19 protein-coding genes are annotated in these 21,607 nt (G+C 43.7%); all 19 read left to right on the top strand.

All coding sequences use genetic code 11. The annotated features are described in order from the left end of the window. The first annotated feature begins 52 nt into the window (after positions 1 to 52). Complete coding sequence (gene pyrH, locus ACFQ0V_RS06160) at positions 53 to 775, top strand: UMP kinase (protein WP_381011042.1); 723 nt, start codon at positions 53 to 55, stop codon at positions 773 to 775. 1 nt (position 776) lies between these two features. Then, positions 777 to 1,334, top strand: coding sequence for a ribosome recycling factor (gene frr, locus ACFQ0V_RS06165; RefSeq protein ID WP_381011045.1), 558 nt, complete (start codon positions 777 to 779; stop codon positions 1,332 to 1,334). A gap of 184 nt (positions 1,335 to 1,518) precedes the next feature. Next, a complete protein-coding gene (locus ACFQ0V_RS06170; protein WP_381011048.1) occupies positions 1,519 to 2,307 on the top strand; it encodes an isoprenyl transferase in 789 nt (262 codons plus the stop codon). Continuing rightward, positions 2,304 to 3,098, top strand: a complete 795-nt coding sequence (locus tag ACFQ0V_RS06175) for a phosphatidate cytidylyltransferase (protein ID WP_381011051.1) — start codon at positions 2,304 to 2,306, stop codon at positions 3,096 to 3,098. The genes ACFQ0V_RS06170 and ACFQ0V_RS06175 overlap by 4 nt, the downstream gene beginning before the upstream one ends. 16 nt (positions 3,099 to 3,114) lie before the next feature. Further along, on the top strand, positions 3,115 to 4,260 hold the full coding sequence (locus ACFQ0V_RS06180) for a 1-deoxy-D-xylulose-5-phosphate reductoisomerase (RefSeq protein ID WP_381011054.1): 1,146 nt from the start codon (positions 3,115 to 3,117) through the stop codon (positions 4,258 to 4,260). Positions 4,261 to 4,293: 33 nt separating this feature from the next. After that, positions 4,294 to 5,559, top strand: coding sequence for an RIP metalloprotease RseP (rseP, locus tag ACFQ0V_RS06185; protein ID WP_381011057.1), 1,266 nt, complete (start codon positions 4,294 to 4,296; stop codon positions 5,557 to 5,559). 24 nt (positions 5,560 to 5,583) lie between these two features. Then, positions 5,584 to 7,296: a proline--tRNA ligase gene (locus ACFQ0V_RS06190; RefSeq protein WP_381011060.1), complete on the top strand. Its 1,713-nt coding sequence runs from the start codon at positions 5,584 to 5,586 to the stop codon at positions 7,294 to 7,296. A 49-nt stretch (positions 7,297 to 7,345) separates the two neighbouring features. Beyond that, on the top strand, positions 7,346 to 11,662 hold the full coding sequence (locus ACFQ0V_RS06195) for a PolC-type DNA polymerase III (protein ID WP_381011062.1): 4,317 nt from the start codon (positions 7,346 to 7,348) through the stop codon (positions 11,660 to 11,662). Between the two features lie 137 nt (positions 11,663 to 11,799). Further along, on the top strand, positions 11,800 to 12,276 hold the full coding sequence (gene rimP / locus ACFQ0V_RS06200) for a ribosome maturation factor RimP (protein ID WP_381011065.1): 477 nt from the start codon (positions 11,800 to 11,802) through the stop codon (positions 12,274 to 12,276). A 21-nt stretch (positions 12,277 to 12,297) separates the two neighbouring features. Beyond that, positions 12,298 to 13,473 (top strand): transcription termination factor NusA, encoded by a 1,176-nt coding sequence (nusA, locus tag ACFQ0V_RS06205; protein WP_381011068.1) that lies wholly within the window; start codon positions 12,298 to 12,300, stop codon positions 13,471 to 13,473. 23 nt (positions 13,474 to 13,496) lie between these two features. Continuing rightward, the gene (gene rnpM, locus ACFQ0V_RS06210; RefSeq protein ID WP_381011071.1) at positions 13,497 to 13,775 is read left to right on the top strand and encodes an RNase P modulator RnpM; all 279 of its coding nucleotides are present in this window, start codon (positions 13,497 to 13,499) and stop codon (positions 13,773 to 13,775) included. Continuing rightward, positions 13,772 to 14,077 (top strand): YlxQ family RNA-binding protein, encoded by a 306-nt coding sequence (locus ACFQ0V_RS06215; RefSeq protein WP_194561450.1) that lies wholly within the window; start codon positions 13,772 to 13,774, stop codon positions 14,075 to 14,077. The genes rnpM and ACFQ0V_RS06215 overlap by 4 nt, the downstream gene beginning before the upstream one ends. 16 nt (positions 14,078 to 14,093) lie before the next feature. Next, entirely contained in the window at positions 14,094 to 16,328 is a 2,235-nt protein-coding gene (gene infB, locus ACFQ0V_RS06220; RefSeq protein WP_381011075.1) for a translation initiation factor IF-2, read from the top strand. After that, entirely contained in the window at positions 16,325 to 16,603 is a 279-nt protein-coding gene (locus tag ACFQ0V_RS06225) for a DUF503 domain-containing protein (RefSeq protein ID WP_381011078.1), read from the top strand. Before infB ends, ACFQ0V_RS06225 begins: the two co-directional genes overlap by 4 nt. A 21-nt stretch (positions 16,604 to 16,624) precedes the next feature. Next, the gene (gene rbfA / locus ACFQ0V_RS06230; protein WP_381011081.1) at positions 16,625 to 16,969 is read left to right on the top strand and encodes a 30S ribosome-binding factor RbfA; all 345 of its coding nucleotides are present in this window, start codon (positions 16,625 to 16,627) and stop codon (positions 16,967 to 16,969) included. Positions 16,970 to 17,023: 54 nt separating this feature from the next. Continuing rightward, complete coding sequence (gene truB, locus ACFQ0V_RS06235) at positions 17,024 to 17,938, top strand: tRNA pseudouridine(55) synthase TruB (RefSeq protein ID WP_381011084.1); 915 nt, start codon at positions 17,024 to 17,026, stop codon at positions 17,936 to 17,938. A 13-nt stretch (positions 17,939 to 17,951) separates the two neighbouring features. Then, positions 17,952 to 18,896 carry a bifunctional riboflavin kinase/FAD synthetase gene (locus tag ACFQ0V_RS06240; protein ID WP_381011087.1) on the top strand — a complete coding sequence of 315 codons (945 nt, stop codon included), beginning with the start codon at positions 17,952 to 17,954 and terminating at the stop codon, positions 18,894 to 18,896. A 112-nt stretch (positions 18,897 to 19,008) separates the two neighbouring features. Continuing rightward, complete coding sequence (rpsO, locus tag ACFQ0V_RS06245) at positions 19,009 to 19,278, top strand: 30S ribosomal protein S15 (RefSeq protein WP_381011089.1); 270 nt, start codon at positions 19,009 to 19,011, stop codon at positions 19,276 to 19,278. A 179-nt stretch (positions 19,279 to 19,457) separates the two neighbouring features. Further along, positions 19,458 to 21,569: a polyribonucleotide nucleotidyltransferase gene (gene pnp, locus ACFQ0V_RS06250; protein WP_381011870.1), complete on the top strand. Its 2,112-nt coding sequence runs from the start codon at positions 19,458 to 19,460 to the stop codon at positions 21,567 to 21,569. Positions 21,570 to 21,607: the final 38 nt, after the last annotated feature.

Raw genomic sequence — 21,607 nt, forward strand, 5'->3', positions numbered from 1 at the left:
TGCGTGTTCCCTATTTTTCAACAAAATTACGTACTAGATGGAGGATACATACATGAGCGCGCCTAAATATAAACGTATTGTATTAAAATTGAGTGGAGAAGCATTAGCAGGTGACAAAGGTTTCGGCCTTTCACCAGAAGTGATTAAAAACGTCGCAAAACAAGTGAAAGATGTCGTAGAACTTGGCGTAGAAGTAGCTGTTGTTGTCGGTGGTGGTAACATTTGGCGTGGAAAGATCGGAAGCGAAATGGGCATGGACCGTACAACTGCAGACTATATGGGAATGCTTGCAACCGTGATGAACTCGATGGCTCTTCAAGATGCCCTTGAAAAGTGGGACGTGGAAACACGTGTCGCAACGAGTATCGACATGCGTCAAGTAGCGGAACCATACATCCGTCGCAAAGCGATTCGTAACTTGGAAAAGAAACGTGTCGTCATCTTTGCAGGGGGAACAGGTAACCCATACTTCTCAACAGATACAACAGCAGCATTACGTGCAGCCGAAATTGAAGCAGACGTTATTTTAATGGCGAAAAACAATGTAGACGGTGTTTACTCAGCAGATCCAATGAAAGACTCAACAGCTGTAAAATATGATGAGTTATCGTATTTAGACGTCATTAGCCAAGGATTAGAAGTGATGGACTCAACGGCTTCTACTTTATGTATGGACAACGATATTCCACTCGTAGTATTCTCTATTATGGAAGAAGGTAACATTAAGAAAGCAGTACTTGGAGAAGAAATCGGAACAGTGATTGGGAGGAATTAAGATGATTAATGCATTGATGAATGAAACGAAAGAAAAGATGGAAAAGTCAATCCAAGCGTTTACACGTCAATTAGCAGGTATTCGTGCAGGCCGTGCGAACGCAACGATGTTAGATCGCATTACGGTTGAATATTACGGAGCGCCAACGCCGTTAAACCAAATGGCGAACATTTCAGTTCCAGAGCCACGTTTACTCGTCATTCAACCGTACGACAAAACAGTGCTCGCAGATATCGAAAAAGCAATTCTTGCATCAGATATCGGCATCACACCTTCAAACGACGGAAACTTAATCCGTTTAGCAGTTCCTGCGCTCACAGAGGAGCGTCGTAAAGAACTTGCAAAAGAAGTTGGGAAAGAAGCGGAAGACTCAAAAGTTGCAATCCGTAACATCCGTCGTGACGCGAACGATGATTTGAAAAAGCTCGAAAAAGATGGCGACATTACAGAAGATGAATTACGTCGTGGAACAGAAGATGTTCAACAAGTGACGGATTCATACATCTCAAAAATCGACGCTTTAGCTAAAGAAAAAGAAGACGAAATTATGGAAATTTAATTTCCGTATAACGCATTGGTGGATTTTCGAAAGTGAACTTTCTATCGAAAAAGACGTCCTCAACAGAAGGGCGTCTTTTTTTGTACATAAACGAGTCATCAATTGCAGTTGCACATAGAAAGTTATGCTCAAATTTGGTACGATAATGATGGACTTGCTCTAAAACGATGGGTGGGGGAATACAATGATTAATCGATTGTTAGGAAAACAAAAAAACCAAGACTCGCTCGTAGAACGAGTTCAACAATTACAACAAAAACCATTACCGAAACATATCGCCGTCATTATGGACGGTAACGGTCGTTGGGCACGTCGTCGTGCTTTACCACGCATGGCGGGTCACCACGAAGGAATGAACACGGTGAAAAAAATTACACGAATCGCAAGCAATCTAGGGATTGGTGCGTTGACGATGTATGCTTTTTCAACAGAAAACTGGAAACGACCGAAAAAAGAAGTCGACTTTTTAATGAAATTGCCGAGTGAGTTTTTACATACATTTTTACCTGAACTCATTGAACAAAATGTAAAAGTTGAAATGATCGGAGACCCGTCGCATTTGCCGCAACATACGTTAGATGCGATTCATAATGCGATGGAAGAGACGAAACATAATGACGGACTCATTTTAAACTTCGCGATGAACTACGGCAGTCGCGCAGAAATCGTTCAAGCGACGAAACAAATAGTAGAACTCGTTCAAAGCGGAAAGCTATCAGCGGATGACATTACAGATGAGACGGTCAATGCTCAACTGATGACGGCTCATTTAGATGAACCTGATTTGCTCATTCGAACGAGTGGAGAAGTGCGTCTATCGAATTTTATGCTTTGGCAATTAGCGTATGCTGAATTTATTTTTACAGATGTATTATGGCCTGACTTTACAGAACATCATTTTTTAGATGCTGTAGAGCAATATCAGTCTCGTCATCGTCGCTTTGGAAGTGTGGAAGGAGAGCAAAAAGCGTGAAACAGCGAATTATTACCGCAATTGTTGCGTTCGGAATATTTATTCCGTTTATTTTTATCGGAGGACTCCCTTTGACGCTCATCATTTATGCGATTGCGTCAATCGGATTATTTGAAATGTTACGCATGCGCGAGCTGTCGATTTTTTCAATCGAAGGGCTATTAAGTTGGATTGCATTAGCACTCCTTTTATTACCGAATCAATACGTTGCGCAATTGGAACAGTGGACGACATTATCTATCGTTGAAATGATTTTCGTCATCGTTTTTTTACTATTAATTGTGACAGTCATTTCGAAAAACCGTCTCACATTCGATCATGTCGGTTTTATGATTTTAAGTTTTTTATATGTCGGAATTGGATTCCATTACTTCATCGAAACGCGCACATTCGGTGTTGAGTATATTTTTTATGCGTTATTAATTGTATGGACGACCGATTCAGGAGCGTATTTTATCGGACGTAAAGTAGGCAAGCGTAAGCTGTGGCCTGAAATTTCACCGAATAAAACGGTGGAAGGTTTTTGGGGCGGTGTGTTGAGTGCTGTCGTCATGGTGCTCATTTATCAACAGTTTTTCACGATTCATCCGTCTTTCGTAACAGTGCTCATTGTCACGGTTGTGGCGTCGATGTTCGGTCAACTCGGTGACTTAGTGGAGTCTGCCTTAAAGCGTCACTACGATGTGAAAGACTCAGGGACATTATTGCCAGGACATGGTGGTGTGATGGACCGCTTCGATAGTTTATTATTCGTCTTACCTTTATTACACTTTTTACATTTAATCGGTTAATGAAAGGAAGTTTACGTTGAAGAAAATTAGTATTCTCGGTGTGACAGGTTCGATCGGCACACAGACGTTAAATATTATTCAAAATAACAAAGAGCGTTTTCAACTCGTTGCGATGAGCGCAGGGCGCAATATTCCACTCGTCGAACAGACGGTCGAACGCTTTCAGCCGGAGCTCGTTTCGGTGATGGATGAAGCGGATGCTGAACGATTGCGCGTCCGTTATCCGAATACGTCATTCGTGAGCGGTGCGACCGGCTTGAAAGAGGTCGCAACGTACGAATCGGACTTGCTCATTACAGCAGTTGTCGGGAGCGTTGGGCTTGAGCCGACATTAGCAGCGATTGAAGCGCGCATTCCGATCGCGCTTGCGAATAAAGAAACGCTTGTCGCAGCGGGCCATATCGTTATGAAACGTGCGAAGGAGCTTGGCGTGCCGATCATTCCTGTCGATAGCGAACACTCGGCACTTTTCCAAGCGATGAACGGAGAAAATCCGAAAACAATTCGCCGTTTAATCATTACAGCATCCGGTGGGAGTTTCCGTCATTTAACGCGCGATGAATTGGCGAATGTTACAGTAGAACAAGCGCTTTCGCATCCGAACTGGGCGATGGGGAATAAATTGACGATCGACTCGGCGACGATGATGAATAAAGGACTTGAAGTCATTGAAGCGCATCATTTATTCGATTTACCATTCGATCAAATTGACTGCGTCATGCATCGTGAAAGCATCATTCACTCGATCGTTGAATTTTGTGATACGAGCATGATTGCGCAGCTCGGTAGCCCGGATATGCGTGTGCCAATTCAGTATGCGATGACGTATCCAGAGCGCATTCCGATGCAAGAGCCGAAGCCACTTGACCTCGTTGAACTTGGCCAGATGAATTTTGAAGCGTTAGATTTACGACGTTTTAAAGCGCTCAGACTCGCCTATGAGGCAGGGCGCACGGGAGGCTCTTTGCCGACAGTGATGAATGCGGCGAATGAAGTAGCAGTAGCTGCATTTATGGCAGGGCGCATTCCATTTTTACAAATTGATGAAATGGTCGAGCGTTCGATGGAGCGACATACAGTAATCGAAGATCCAGATTTACAAACGATACTCGAAGTCGATGCGATGACAAGACGTGAGATTACAGCTACAATAGAGAAATAGAAAACGAGCATGTGCTAGTAAAGGTGGTTAATTATGCAAACGATATTTGCATTTATACTCGTCTTCGGTTCACTCGTCTTTTTCCACGAACTCGGACATTTTATTTTTGCAAAACGTGCAGGCATTATGGTGCGCGAATTTGCGATTGGGTTCGGGCCGAAAATATTCGGTATGCGAAAAGGTGAGACGCTTTATACGATTCGTTTACTCCCACTCGGAGGTTACGTTCGTATGGCGGGGCAAGATTTCGATACGGTAGAATTAAAGCCAGGTTACCGCATCGGAGTCGTGTTGAATGAAGATGAAGAAATTATTAAATTGTATATGAATCAAAGTGTTGACGATCCAAACGTCCTCTTTTTAGAGACGGAAAAAGCGGATTTAGACCGTGAATTATATATTGAAGGGTACGACGAAGAAGGCGAGTTATATCGCTATAAAGTGAGTCGTACAGCAACGGTAGTAGAAGACGGAGAAGAGTTGACAATCGCACCATTTGACCGTCAGTTTGAGTCGAAATCATTAGGTGCGCGAACGATGGCGATTTTTGCAGGTCCATTGTTCAACTTCATTTTAGCGTTTTTCCTCTTCATTATTTTAGCTTTATTGAAAGGTGTTCCGACAGAAGAACCGATTATTGCGGATGTAGAAGCAGGTTCGCCAGCAGAAGAGGCGGGAATTATGGCGGGCGATTACATTACAGCGGTCGACGGTAAAGAAGTGAAAAAGTGGACACAGTTTTTCGAAAAGATTTATGATAACCCAAATAAAGAATTAGAAGTACAACTCATTCGTGCCGACGAAACAGTGACAGCACTTGTAACTCCAACGATGTTGGAAGAGCAAGGGCAACAATTTGGTCGCATCGGTGTGTATTACAGCAGTCCAGTGGAGCACGGTGTCATGAAATCGATCGTTTACGGTGGAGAGCAACTTATTTATTGGTTCGGAAAGATTTCAGACCTTCTTGGTCAACTCGTCACAGGAAAGTTAAATATGGAAGCTTTATCAGGCCCAGTCGGTATTTATAAAGCGACAGGAGATATTGCGGAACGTGGATTTATTAATTTGCTCAGTTGGGGAGCTGTACTTAGTATCAACTTAGGAATTATGAACTTGCTTCCACTTCCAGCATTGGACGGAGGACGTCTATTATTCTTCGCTATTGAAGCGGTGCGCGGAAGACCAGTAGATAAACAGAAAGAAGGTATGGTTCACTTTATCGGAATCGTCCTTTTACTCGTATTAATGGTCGTCGTAACGTGGAACGATATTCAACGATTTTTCTTTAACGTTTAATCATAGAATGAGGTGGAGATGACGATGAGACAGACAAGCACTTTAATTCCAACGATGCGTGAGACTCCGGCTGATGCCGAAATTGCATCGCATCAATTGTTGTTACGAGCAGGTTATATTCGCCAAACCGCGTCAGGCGTCTATTCTTATTTACCGCTCGCCCATCGCGTATTGCGAAAAGTAGAACAAGTCATTCGTGAAGAATTAGAACGTGTGGGAGCGATTGAAGTGTTACTTCCAGCACTACAACCTGCTGAATTGTGGCAAGAAACAGGTCGCTGGGACGAATACGGGCTAGAGCTCTTCCGTTTACAAGATCGCCATGAGCGAAATTTCGCATTAGGACCGACACACGAAGAAGTGATCACAGCACTCGTGCGTGATGAACTGAACTCATACAAAAAATTACCGTTAACACTTTATCAGATTCAAACGAAGTTTCGAGATGAACGTCGCCCACGTTTCGGCTTATTGCGCGGACGAGAATTTATTATGAAAGATGCTTATTCTTTCCATTTAGACGATGAAAGTTTAGATGAAACGTACGAGCAAATGAAAGAAGCTTATTCGAAAATCTGTACTCGTCTCGGATTGCGTTTTAAAATTGTCGAAGCGGATGGCGGTTCGATTGGTGGAACGGATACGCATGAATTTATCGTTCTGTCGGATGTCGGAGAAGATACGATCGCTTATAGTGATACGTCCGACTACGCAGCGAATCGTGAAATGGCAGAAGTATTGCCGGTAACGATCGATCGTGAAGAACAAGAAGACATTTTGCCGATAGAGCGTGTCGCCACACCGAATGAACGCACGATTGAAGAAATCGTTACTTCGCTTGAAGTGCCAATCGAACAGACGATTAAAACATTGTTGTTTGTCGTCGACGGTCAACTGACGACCGTCCTTTGTCGTGGCGACTATGAAGTGAATGAAATTAAATTAAAGCGCGTGTTACAAGCAGATCAGGTCGAATTAGCAGATGACGCGTTAATTTATGAACAACTGAACTGTCACGTCGGCTCCATTGGACCAGTGAAGCTTCCAGTCGGTATGAAAGTGATTGCAGACTGGTCTATTCGCACAGTGCGCAACGGTGTATGTGGTGCGAATGAAGACGGCTATCATTACATCAATGTTAATCCTGAACATGATTTTGCGGTCGATCGTTATGCGGACATTCGAAACATTCAAGAAGGAGACCCGTCTCCAGATGGTGAAGGAACGATTCAATTTACAAAAGGAATTGAAATTGGTCACATTTTCAAACTAGGAACGCAATATAGTGAGAAGATGAAAGCGACAGCACTCGATCGTGACGGACGTGCTCAACCGTTCCAAATGGGATGTTACGGTCTTGGAGTCTCGCGTTTGCTTGCGGCGATTGCTGAGCAGTACAATGACGAACACGGCTTGAAATGGCCAGCACAACTTGCGCCTTACCAAATTCATCTCGTCGTCGTCAATATGAAAAATGATGAACAACGTGAGCTTGGAGAAGAATTGTACACACTCTTACAATCGTATCGTTACGATGTTTTATACGATGACCGCGAAGAACGTGCAGGGGTTAAATTTGCGGATGCGGATTTAATCGGTTTACCGATTCGTATTACAGTCGGGAAAAAAGCTGCCGACGGAATCATCGAAGTGAAATACCGCGCTAACGGAGAGCAAGATGAATGGCAAAAAGAAGAACTAACTGAGAAGTTGCAACAATATTTTACGAAACAATAAAGGGAGCGCATTCGCTTCCTTTTTTCGTCGCATGAAAGGAGTCGTACCGATGAATGAAAAAGAGAAATTACTCATTTTACTACAGCAAATCGGATTAACGGAAGATGTGCATATGACGCATTTTGCAGGTGGTGAATTGTCCAAGTTAATCGTTCATAAAAAATCGAAACGTTGGCATTTTATCGTTCGTTTACCAAAGCCTCTTCCTTTTCAACTATACCGTTTAATGACAGATAGCTTGCATCAAACATTCCATTCCATTGCACAGCCGTTACTTTCCATCGAGACAGCTGAAGGAGACGTGACGAATGAAGAGTATGAACAGTATTGGATGTACGTCGTTCAAACACTCGACGCGATGTCACCTCCTATCTATGAAGCGATGACGAAACGACCGCTTCAATTTGAAGGACAAAAAATTATCCGTACGGTTGAGCGAGACTTTTTAGCGGAATCGATCCGCAAAAGTTATTTGCCCGTCATGCAAGAGCGATTAAGTCAATGTGGATTGAAAACGCGTCCGGTTGAAGTCGTCGTACAAGAGGCGACGGAAGACCGTGCAGAAGAGCAACGCGCATTTGAAGAAGCGAAACGTCAAGAAGAAGCAGCATATGAACAACAAGCGCTACAACAAATGCAAAAAATGGAACAAATGCGTGAAGAAAATAAAGAGATCGGTGGCCCGCTTCAATTCGGTATTTTAATTAAAGAAAATGAAGAAATTACACCGATTGAAACGATTCAAGAAGAAGAACGTCGCATTACGATTGAAGGATATGTATTTGATGCGGAAGTGCGAGAGTTACGAAGCGGTCGTTCGATTATGACGTTGAAAGTGACCGATTATACAGATTCGATCATCGTGAAAATGTTCTCGCGCGACAAAGAAGATGCCGAGCGCATGAAACATATGAAAAAAGGAATGTGGGTACGCGCACGCGGAAGCATTCAAAACGATACGTACATTCGCGACCTCGTGATGATGGCCCAAGATATTATGCAAATTTCAGTGACGCTTAGACAAGACAAAGCGCCTGAAGGAGAGCGCCGCATTGAGCTTCATGCCCATACGAAAATGAGTCAAATGGATAGCGTATCAAGCGCGAGCGATATTATCGAGCAAGCGGCAAAATGGGGACATGAAGCGGTAGCGATTACAGATACCGCGAACGTTCAAGCGTTCCCCGAAGCTTTTAATGCAGGGAAGAAAAATGGCATTAAAGTGTTGTTCGGGATGGAAGCGAATCTCGTCGACGACGGCGTTCCGATTGCGTACGAAGCGACGCATCGCCATTTAGCGAGCGAAACGTACATCGTCTTTGACGTAGAAACGACAGGTTTATCTTCTGCATACGATACGATTATCGAACTTGCGGCTGTCCGTTTAAAAGATGGTGAGATTGTCGATACGTTCGAAAGTTTTGCGAACCCTCATCATCCACTATCTGAAACGACGACCCGTTTAACAGGAATTACGGACGATATGGTGCAAGACGCTCCTGAAGTCGGAGAAATGATTGCGAAGTTCGTCGATTTTTGTGAAGATGCCATTTTAGTCGCGCACAATGCGAACTTCGATATGGGCTTCTTTTACGCAGCTTGTCAAACAGCAGGAATCGAAGTGCCGAAGTATTCATATATCGATACGGTTGAGATGGCACGTTATTTATATCCAGATATGCGAAATCACCGTCTCGATACGTTAGCGAAACGTTTTGACGTGGACCTCACTCAACATCACCGCGCCATTTACGATACAGAAGCGACCGCTTATTTATTCGTGAAGTTTTTGAAAGATGCGATGGATAGAGGGATTGAATATTTAGATCAATTGAATGACCAAGTCGGAAAAGGCGATGCGTACAAGCGTTCACGCCCGACAAGCTGTACGTTGCTCGTTCAAAACGATGTCGGATTGAAAAACTTATTTAAACTCGTCTCTTATTCGCATATTAATTACTTTTATAGAGTTCCACGTATCCCGCGTTCCGTTTTAATCGAGCACCGGGAAGGGCTGTTGATCGGTTCTGGAACAGATAACGGAGAAGTGTTTGAGACGGTGATGCAAAAGCCGTTAGAAGAAGCAGAGCGTGTCGCGCAGTTTTACGATTATTTGGAAATTCATCCGAAAGCGATGTATCAACATTTAATCGAACGCGACATCATTCACGATGAATGGAACTTAGAAGACATTATGCGCCGCTTCGTCAAATTGAGTAAACGTGTCAATTTGCCACTTTGTGCGACAGGTAATGTGCGTTACGTGCAACCGACCGATGCGAAATATCGCGAAGTGCTCATCCGTTCTCAAGGTGGAGCGAATCCGCTCAACCGTTCTTCATTGCCGGAAGCACATTTTAGAACGACGGATGAAATGTTGAAAGAGTTTGAGTTTTTAGGGGAAGAAGTAGCGAAACAACTCGTGTTAGACAATCCGAAACAAATTGCGGACCGTATTGAACATGTTCAAGTCATTAAAGATGACTTATATGCGCCGAATATCGACGGAGCGGATGAAGAAGTTCGCGAACTCACTTACGGCATGGCGCATCATATTTACGGTGAACAGTTGCCGGAAATTGTGCAAGCGCGTATCGACAAAGAATTAAAGTCCATTATCGATAACGGGTTCGCCGTCATTTATTTAATATCACATAAACTTGTTAAACGTTCACTCGATGACGGCTACCTAGTCGGATCACGTGGTTCCGTCGGTTCTTCTTTCGTCGCTACGATGATGGAAATTACGGAAGTGAACCCGCTCCCACCGCATTACGTCTGTCCGAAATGTCATGAAGCGCATTTCTTTACAGACGGGTCGGTCAGTTCTGGATATGACTTGCCGAATAAAAAATGCGAAGCGTGTGATGTTGAGATGCGTAAAGACGGGCAAGACATTCCGTTCGAAACATTCCTCGGGTTCGAAGGAGACAAAGTTCCTGATATCGACTTAAACTTCAGCGGTGAGTATCAACCTGAAGCGCACGACTACACGAGAGAGCTGTTCGGAGAAGATTACGTATATCGTGCAGGAACGATTGGAACAATTGCGGAAAAGACAGCGTACGGATATGTTCGTGGATATATGAATGATTTCAACGTGACGTATCGCGGTGCGGAAATTGATCGTCTCGTCAAAGGATGTTCCGGAGTGAAGAGAAGTACGGGACAACACCCGGGGGGAATTATCGTCGTACCAGATACGATGGACATTTACGACTTCACACCGATTCAATTCCCAGCGAACGACCAGGAGGCAAGTTGGAAGACGACCCATTTCGACTTCCACTCGATTGACGAAAACTTATTAAAACTCGACATTCTCGGTCACGATGACCCGACGATGATCAAGATGTTAGAAGATTTATCAGGCATCGATCCGATAACGATTCCACCCGATGACCCTGCTGTTATGTCACTATTTTCAAGCCCTGAAGCACTGGGCGTCACAGCGGAACAAATCGACTGTAAAACAGGAACGCTCGGTGTGCCGGAATTCGGAACACGTTTCGTGCGCCAAATGTTAGAAGAGACGAAACCGTCGACGTTTTCGGAGTTAATTCAAATTTCGGGACTATCACACGGGACGGACGTTTGGCTAGGAAATGCGCAAGAACTGATCAAAAATAACGTATGTGAGCTTTCCGACGTCATCGGCTGTCGAGATGACATTATGGTCTATCTCATTTATCAAGGGTTGAAGCCATCCCTCGCCTTCACTATTATGGAGCACGTGCGTAAAGGACGAGGACTGCAACCTGAATTTGAAGAAGCGATGCGGGAAAACAAAGTGCCAGAATGGTATATCGATTCATGTAAAAAAATTAAATACATGTTCCCGAAAGCGCACGCCGCAGCTTACGTATTAATGGCATTGCGTATCGCTTATTTCAAAGTGCATCATCCGCTCATGTATTATGCAGCGTACTTCACCGTACGTGCATCCGATTATGATCTCGTCACGATGACGGGGGGAGCGAGTGCGATTCGTACAAAAATTAAAGAAATTGATGATAAAGGATTAGATGCGAGTCCGAAAGAGCGAAACTTATTAATAGTGCTCGAAATTGCGCTCGAAATGTGCGAGCGCGGATTCCGCTTTGCAAAACCTGATTTATATCGCTCGCATGCGACAGATTTCATCATCGATGGGGATGCTTTAATTCCACCATTTAATTCGATCCCATCGCTCGGAACGAACGTGGCGAAAACGATTGTCACTGTGCGAGAAGAAGGAGAATTTTTATCGAAAGAAGACCTCCAACGTCGCGGTCGCGTATCGAAAACAGTGACGGAGTATATGGATGAACTCGGATGTTTAGAAGGACTTCCAGATACGAACCAATTAAGTATTTTCGACTTGTAGTTAGGATGTTTGCATGAACCGTGTCGTTATGCTATGATAAACTTAACTTTTGTAATAATTACACGCCGAAAGAGTGGGTTTTCCCACTCTTTTCTGTTGTTCTATATCGGAATTTCACCAATTTTGGAGGGTTGAATTTGAGCAAAGTTACAGAAATCGTCGAGCAATTAACAGAGCCTATCGTTGAAGAACTCGCTCTAGAGCTTGTAGATGTTGAATTCGTGAAGGAAGGACAAGACTGGTTTTTACGAGTCTATGTCGACGCACAAGTCGGTCGTATCGACCTTGACCAATGTGCGCTCGTCAGCGAACGTCTCAGTGAAAAATTAGACGAAGCAGACCCGATTTCACAAAACTACTTTTTAGAAGTATCTTCCCCAGGAGCGGAACGTCCACTCAAAAAGGAAGAAGATTTCGAAAGAGCGGTAGATGCTTACGTATTCATTAAAACATACGAAGCGATTGACGGTATGAAAGAGTTTGAAGGATATTTACGAGCGAATGATGAAGAGAGTGTGACGATTGAATTTAAGATTAAGACGCGTACTTTAACGAAGACGATCGATAAAGCAAAAATTGCACTTGCACGTCTCGCCATAGATTTCTCAATATAATAAAAGTAGGAGTGATTGAACATGAGTAGTGATCTACTCGATGCGTTAGTAGCCCTTGAAAAACAGAAAGGTATTTCAAGAGATATTCTCGTAGAAGCGATTGAAGCTGCGCTCGTTACAGCGTACAAACGAAACTTTAACCAAGCACAAAACGTTCGCGTTGATTTGAATTTAGAAAAAGGTACGATGAAAGTCTATTCACGTAAAGACGTCGTTGAAGAAGTAGAAGACGAACGTTTAGAAATTTCATTAGAAGATGCACAACAAATTAATCCAGTGTACGAATTAGAAGACATCGTTGAGCAAGAAGTGACGCCACGCGATTTCGGTCGCATCGCGGCACAAACTGCGAAACAAGTCGTTACACAACGTGTACGTGAAGCGGAGCGAGGCATCATTTATGATGAATTCGTCGATCGCGAAGAAGATATTGTCAACGGAATCGTTGAACGTTTCGATGCGAAAAACTTATTTATCGGACTCGGTAAAGTAGAAGCGGTACTTCCGCAAACAGAACAAATTCCGACAGAGTCGTACGAACCACATGATCGTGTGAAAGTGTACATTACAAAAGTTGAAAAAACATCACGCGGTCCACAAGTATTCGTATCGCGTACGCACCCAGGTTTACTCCGTCGTTTATTCGAAATGGAAGTTCCTGAAATTTATGACGGCACAGTCGAAATTAAATCGATTGCGCGTGAAGCGGGCGACCGTTCAAAAGTGTCAGTCTATACAGCGAATGAAGAGATCGATCCAGTCGGCGCATGCGTCGGCGCACGCGGTGCACGTGTTCAGGCAATTTCAAATGAATTGTCGGGAGAAAAAATCGACATCGTAGAATGGTCAGAAGATCCGGTTGTGTTCGTAGCGAATGCACTTAGCCCATCGAAAGTGTTAAATGTTCAAGTCGATGAAGAAGAGCGTTCGACAACAGTGATCGTACCAGATTATCAACTATCGCTCGCAATCGGGAAGCGCGGTCAAAACGCACGTCTCGCTGCGAAATTGACAGGCTGGAAAATCGACATTAAGAGCGAAACAGATGCGCGTGAACTCGGCATTTATCCAGTCGATGGAGAGATGTTCGAAGAGAGCGAAAACAATGGATTAGCGGACTTGTTAGAAGACATTTCGCCAGTCGATGAAGTGGAAGAACCAATTGATTTATATGCAGATGAAGAGCATAACGAGTAATCGTTTCAAGGAGGTTAGACGACATGACGAAAATGAGAAAAGTACCATTGCGTAAATGTGCAGCGACAGGCGAGATGTTCCCGAAAAAAGAAATGGTTCGCATCGTGCGCACGAAAGAAGGCGAAGTGTTCGTCGATGTGACGGGAAAACAATCAGGACGCGGTACGTACGTTTCCAAAACAGAAGAAGCAGTCGAATTAGCACGACGTAACCGTGCGATTGAACAGCAGCTCGGCGTCAAAGTTGAAGATGCGATTTACGATGAGTTATTGTACGTCATTCGACGGGAGAATTTGAAATGAACGAACAAGCAATTTTTCAAATGCTCGGAATAGCGATGCGCGCGCGAAAGATCGTATCTGGAGAAGATACGGTCGTTCGTGACGTGAGAGCAGGACGAGCGGCACTCGTTCTTATGGCAACCGATGCCTCAGACAACACAAAAAAGAAGCTAGCCGACAAATGTAACAGTTACAACGTTCCCTTAATTGAATGGGGCACACGTTATGAAATCGGGCATGCGATCGGGAAGGAAGCACGTGTGACGGTCGCGATTGCAGAGCGTAAACTCGCCGCAAAACTCATTCAATTATTGAACGAATAATCTTGGAGGTGAGCGCATGACAAAACAACGTGTTCATGAATACGCGAAAAGTGTCAAACGCACGAGTAAAGAAGTTATCGATGCACTCGAAAAATTAAATGTCAATGTGAAAAATCACATGTCGACAATTGACGAAAAAGAAATTAATCTACTAAATAAGCAATTTAAAAAAGGTGACGCTCCAGTGAAATCAAATGCTCCGAAACAAAATAAACCAGCAGCTAAAAAAGGCGACGCTCCAAAAAGTCGTCCAGCAAATAATAATGCGAGTAAATCAACAAATAAACCAGCGAACAACAACTCGAATAAACAAGCAAGCAACAATGCGAATCGTCCGAGCGGTGGTGGCGGAGGCAATCGTCCACAAGGTGGCGGTCAACGTCCAGCGCGTCGTAACGGTCGTCCGGTCCGTGGAATTAACCAAGGTCGTCGACGTCATCGTCCAGCGCAACAACCGAAAGTAGAACGTCCATTACCAGAGAAAATTACGTTTTACGAAACGTTAACAGTTGGAGAACTCGCAGAAAAATTACACCGCGAGCCAGCTGAAATCGTGAAAAAATTGTTCATGCTTGGCGTTATGGCGACAATTAACCAAGAGCTCGATCAAGATGCGATTGAATTAATTTGTGCAGACTATGGCGTTGAAGTAGAAGAAGAAATTCGCATCGACGCGACAGATCTCGAAAACTATTTCGAAGGTTCTGAAGACGAAGAGATGCTTGCGAAAATCGCAGAAGGAAATGTTGAACGTCCACCAGTCGTGACGATTATGGGTCACGTTGACCACGGGAAAACGACATTGCTTGACTCGATTCGTAACACGAAAGTGACACAAGGGGAAGCGGGCGGTATTACACAACATATCGGTGCTTACCAAATCGAAGAGAACGGTAAGAAAATTACATTCCTCGATACACCAGGTCACGAAGCGTTCACAACGATGCGTGCACGTGGTGCGAAAGTGACGGACTTAACGATTCTCGTCGTTGCAGCGGATGACGGCGTTATGCCACAAACGGTAGAAGCGATCAGCCACGCGAAAGCGGCGGAAGTTCCAATTATCGTTGCGGTGAACAAAATGGATAAACCAACAGCGAACCCAGACCGCGTCATGCAAGAGTTAACAGAACATGGCCTCGTATCAGAAGACTGGGGAGGAGATACGATTTTCGTTCCAATTTCAGCATTGAAAGGGGAAGGAATCGATCAATTGCTTGAAATGGTTCTCCTCGTATCAGAAGTAGGCGAACTTAAAGCGAACCCAGACATTTTAGGTCGCGGTACAGTGATCGAAGCAGAGCTTGACCGTGGTAAAGGAGCAGTGGCAACATTGCTCGTTCAAAACGGTACACTAAATGTCGGAGATCCGATCGTCGTCGGAAATACGTACGGACGTGTTCGTGCGATGATTAACGACCTCGGCCGTCGTGTGAAATCTGCTGGTCCATCAACACCTGTTGAAATTACAGGATTGAACGGTGTGCCACAAGCAGGAGACCGCTTCGTCGTCTTTGAAGACGAGAAAAAAGCGCGTCAAATCGGTGAAGCACGTGCATCAGAAGCGTTGTTAGAACAACGTGGAGAAACACAACGTATCACGCTCGACAACTTATTTGAACAGATGCAACAAGGCGATGTGAAAGAATTAAATATTATCGTAAAAGCAGACGTACAAGGTACGGTAGAAGCTATGGCGGCGTCACTTATGAAAATTGAAGTAGAAGGCGTCAACATTAAAATCATCCATACAGGTGCGGGTGCGATTAACGAGTCAGATATTAACTTAGCGGCAGCTTCAAATGCGATCGTCATCGGATTTAACGTCCGTCCTGACACGAATGCGAAGCGCGCAGCAGAAGAAGAAGGCGTTGAAATTCGTCAACATAACGTCATCTATAAAGTAATTGAAGAAATCGAATCGGCGATGAAAGGTTTACTCGACCCAGAATATGTGGAAAAAGTAATCGGACAAGTCGAAGTGCGTGAAACATTCAAAGTATCGAAAGTCGGTACAATCGCTGGATGTTACGTCACAGATGGAAAAATTACACGCGATTCAGGCGTTCGTATCATTCGCGACAACATCGTTATTTTTGAAGGAGAGCTCGATACGCTCAAACGCTTCAAAGACGATGCAAAAGAAGTAGCAAAAGGATATGAATGTGGAATTACGATTAAAGGATATAACGATATTAAAGAAGGGGACATTTTTGAAGCGTACGTTATGGAAGAAGTGAAACGTGCTTGATCGTTTCCTATGAATGTACTTTCTTCATCCCCGCTGTCCACTCGCTAAAAGCGAAACGCTCCATCGTGCAACGCATGGTGCAAAGAGCGCGACAACGATACAACGTATCCGTCTCAGAAGTCGACTTTCAAGACGTTTGGCAACGCACGACAATTGCGGTCGTCGCCGTATCCGAAACGAAGGCAGTAGCCGAACGGGAAGTCGAACGCGTTCTCACTCTGTTCGAATCAGAAGTCGAGTGGGAACTGACGGAACTTGTGAAAGACTATTTTTAACAGTGAAATGAGGTGAAACGGATGTCACTGAGAGCAAATCGTGTAGCCGAACAAATAAAAAAAGAACTCGGCATGATTGTGAGCACGCAATTAAAAAATCCAAAAGTCGGTTTCGTCACGATTACAGATGTCGAAATTACGAATGACTTGCAAGAAGCGACGATTTTCGTCTCTGTACTCGGAACGGACTATGAGAAAAAGCAAACATTAGAAGGTTTGCGTGAATCAAAAGGATTTTTGCGTTCTGAAATCGGGAAGAAAATCCGTTTACGTAAAGTACCTGAGATCGAATTCGAATTTGACTATTCAATTGAATACGGCGATCGAATCGAACAGTTGCTAAAACAAGTGAAAGAAGAACAATAACGAAAAGGAGTTTTATGCATACTGCATAAACTCCTTTTTTTCGAGGTGAAGAAAATGAAGCACGGTATTTTACCTGTTTGGAAAGAGCGCGGCATGACTTCGCATGACGTCGTTTTCAAATTGCGAAAAATATTAAAGATGAAAAAAATTGGCCATACAGGTACACTCGACCCTGAAGTCGAAGGAGTTTTGCCGATCTGTCTAGGGGACGCGACACGCATTGCGAGTTTAATTACAGATACAGGGAAAGAATATGTCGCGAAGGTCAAACTCGGATGGTCGACGGAAACGGAAGATCAGACGGGAGAAATCGTTGAACGTGATTCATCGTATAAGCAATTGTCACGCGCACAAATTGAAGAAGCGCTAGCTAAACTAACGGGAGAAATCGAACAAACGCCTCCGATGTATTCCGCTGTTAAAGTGAATGGGAAACGATTGTACGAATATGCACGCGAAGGCAGAGTTATCGACCGACCGAGCCGCATCGTTCAAATTGATGCTATCGAACTATTAGAGGATGCGGTACAATTTGAAGGAGAGGCGATTGAGTTTTCCATCCGTGTTTCTTGTGGAAAAGGTACGTATATTCGTACTCTCGCTGTTCAAATTGGTGAGTTGCTCGGCTATCCAGCTCATATGTCGCAACTCGAACGTACGATGTCAGGGGGATTCCGAGCGGAACAATGCATCACTTTACAACAACTTCAAGAAGCGGTGGATGAAGGAAAAGAAATGGATGCCATTCGTCCTTTAGAGGAAGCGTTATTCGAATTTCCACAAGTACAAATTGAAGAGTCGATGCTTCCGCTCATCGAAAACGGACAAGTGTTGCAGCAGCTTGATATACTGAAGACACATTCTTATGTCGTCTTGATGAATGAGGGTAAAGCGCTTGCTATTTATATGCGACATCCGACGAAAGAAGGGCTCATGAAGCCTTTTAAAATGTTTCCTTTCAATCGATAAGGAGGAGAAAATGATGGAAATTTTTCATTTGCATTATCCAGAGCAGATGACAGTACCCTCTTTAAAAACATATAGCCTCGCTTTAGGTTTTTTTGATGGAGTACACCACGGGCACGAACGCGTCATTGAAGAAGCGTTACGCGTAGCGAAAGAACGAAATTTAACACCGGCAGTGATGACATTTACCCCTCATCCGAAACGCTTATTTCAAAAAGATTGCCCAGAACGTCTTTATTTAACGACGAAAAAAGAAAAAGAACGTTATTTAAAAAAAATGGGGGTAGAAGCTTTATTTTATGTCGAATTTGACTGGAATTTAGCAAGTTTACAACCAGATCAATTTATTCAAAGTTTCATTGAAAACTTGAACGTCAAACATGTCGTTGCAGGCTTTGATTTCACGTTCGGCGTGAAAGGTTCAGGTACGATGACGACGATGGAACAATTGAGCGCGGGTCGCTATACGACGACAACGGTAGAAGAAGTTGCCATCGATGGAGAAACAGTATCTTCTACATATATTCGTCACGCCTTACAATCTGGCGAAATTGTTCAAGCGAATCGTTTTCTCGGTCGATATTACGAAACGGATGGCATCGTCGTCGATGGGGAGAAACGTGGCCGCCAACTCGGTTTCCCGACGGCGAACATCGAAGTGCATCCGGAGTTAATGCTTCCGTTAAAAGGAGTATACGCTGTCTACTTCACAGTGCGCGGAAAACGTTATAAAGGTGTCTGTAATGTCGGAACCGTTCCGACATTTAATGACGGCAATACGTACACCGTTGAAGTGCATGTTTTGAATTTTGATCAAATGATTTACGGTGAAGAAGTGACGGTCGAATGGGTCGCACGCATTCGGGATGAACAAAAGTTTGACGGAATCGATGCGCTCATCGCCCAAATTCAAGCGGATAAAGAAAGTGCGGATGAAATATTAGATGAAGTGCTTGCTTAAATGCCGGGAAGATGGTAATATACTTGAGTGTAACAAGAACCTTTCCTTGGCAATACGCATCACCAACGTTTGCTCGGGACATGGGGATATTTTAATTTAGGAGGTGACTAGGATGGCTATGACTACAGAGCGTAAAGCTGAAATTATCAACGAGTTCAAAACTCACGATAACGATACAGGATCTGCAGAAGTGCAGATTGCTATCCTTACTGAAGAGATTAACAACTTAAACGATCACTTACGTACGCATAAGAAAGACCACCACTCACGTCGTGGACTTTACAAAATGATCGGTACACGTCGTCGTCTATTACGTTACTTACGTGATACGAACGTACAAGCTTACCGTGACCTTATTGCTAAACTCGGCTTACGTCGATAATCGAAGTGATAAAATACGAAGCATTGCATGCTTACAACTTGTAGACAAAGTGACCTCACTTTGTCTACATTTGTTTTATGGACATTTAGCTTCGCAATATATGATGAAATTTGATACACTAAGAGATAGTGATATTTTACATATACGGATCTACACAAATGAGAGGGGTCTTAATGAATATGGGACAAGAAAAACAGACGTTTCAAATGGAATGGGCAGGTCGTCCACTCATCGTTGAAACGAATCAATTAGCAAAACAAGCAAATGGTGCGGTCCTCGTACGCTACGGCGACACGACAATTTTGTCAACAGCGACAGCATCGAAAGAGCCAAGAGCACTCGACTTTTTCCCACTGACGGTGAACTATGAAGAGCGTTTATACGCAGCGGGTAAAATTCCAGGAGGCTTTATTAAGCGTGAAGGACGCCCATCAGAGAAAGCAGTATTGACGAGCCGTTTAATCGACCGTCCGATCCGCCCACTCTTCCCAGACGGCTTCCGTAACGACGTACAAGTCATTTCGCTCGTATTGAGTGTTGACCAAGAAGCATCTTCTGAAATGGCAGCGATGCTCGGTTCATCTTTAGCGCTTTCTGTATCGGACATTCCGTTTGACGGACCGATTGCAGGCGTTCAAATCGGACGTGTGGATGGTGAATTTATCGTCAATCCAACACCTGACCAATTAGAACAAAGTGATCTCGATCTCGTCGTAGCAGGAACGAAAGATGCGATTAACATGGTTGAAGCAGGTGCGAAAGAAGTAGAAGAACAAATCGTTTTAGAAGCGATTTTATTCGGTCATGAGCAAATTAAACAACTCATCGCATTCCAAGAGCAAATCGTCGCAGCAGTCGGCAAAGAAAAAACAGAAATTCAATTATTTGAATTAGATGCGACATTGTATGAAGCGATTGAAAAAGAAATCGGCGCTGAACTCGTTCAAGCGATTCAAACAGAAGAGAAATTAGCGCGCGAACAAAATATTCAAAACGTGAAAACAGCGATCATCGAAAAGTATGAAGCTGAAGAAGCGGATGAAGATACGATGAAACAAGTTAAGGCGATTTTAGATGATATGGTAAAAGAAGAAGTGCGTCGCCTCATTACAGAAGATAAAGTGCGCCCAGATGGACGTGGCTTAGATGAAATTCGTCCATTATCTTCGCAAGTCGGTATTCTTCCACGTACGCACGGTTCAGGCTTGTTCACTCGTGGACAAACTCAAGTGCTTAGCGTATGTACGTTAGGAGCGCTCGGTGAAGTACAAATTATCGACGGACTCGGTTTAGAAGAATCAAAACGATTCATGCACCATTACAACTTCCCGAACTTCTCAGTAGGGGAGACAGGCCCGATTCGTGGACCAGGTCGTCGTGAAATCGGTCACGGCGCACTCGGAGAACGTGCATTAGAAGCGGTCATTCCAGATGAAGACACATTCCCATACACGATACGTCTTGTAGCAGAAGTACTCGAGTCAAACGGTTCATCTTCACAAGCATCAATCTGTGCGTCAACGATGGCGATGATGGATGCAGGTGTACCACTCAAAGCACCAGTTGCAGGAATTGCGATGGGACTCGTTAAAACAGGCGACAACTACTCGATTCTTTCAGATATTCAAGGAATGGAAGATTTCTTAGGCGACATGGACTTTAAAGTAGCGGGAACAGCAAAAGGGATCACAGCATTGCAAATGGATATTAAAATTGACGGACTCGCAGGAGAGATTTTAGAAGAATCACTCGCACAAGCGAAAAAAGGTCGTCTTCACATTTTAGAACATATGCTTGAAACGATTAACACACCACGTGAAGAGTTATCAACATATGCACCTAAAATTGTGCGCATTCAAATTAATCCGGACAAAATCCGTGATGTCATTGGACCTGGCGGTAAAGTCATTAATAAAATTATCGATGAAACAAATGTTAAAATCGATACGGAACAAGACGGTACGATTTACATTTCTTCACCAGATTCAGAAATGAACGCACGTGCGCAAGAAATGATTGAAAATATCGTCCGTGAAGCAGAAGTTGGCGAATATTACTTAGGTAAAGTGAAACGCATTGAAAAATTCGGTGCTTTCCTAGAAATCTTCCCAGGAAAAGACGGCTTGCTTCACATTTCAGAAATTCAAGAAAAACGTACGAACAAAGTAGAAGATGTTTTAAAGTTAGATGATGAATTACTCGTAAAAGTCATCGAAATCGATCGTCAAGGCCGCGTCAACTTATCACGCAAACAAGTCGTGAAAGAGCAAGAAGCGAAAAAAGACGAATAAATATGTAATAGCAAAATGAAGGGTTTTCATCAAACCCT

The organism is Savagea faecisuis (genome assembly GCF_042675605.1).
GTDB lineage: Bacteria > Bacillota > Bacilli > Bacillales_A > Planococcaceae > Savagea > Savagea faecisuis.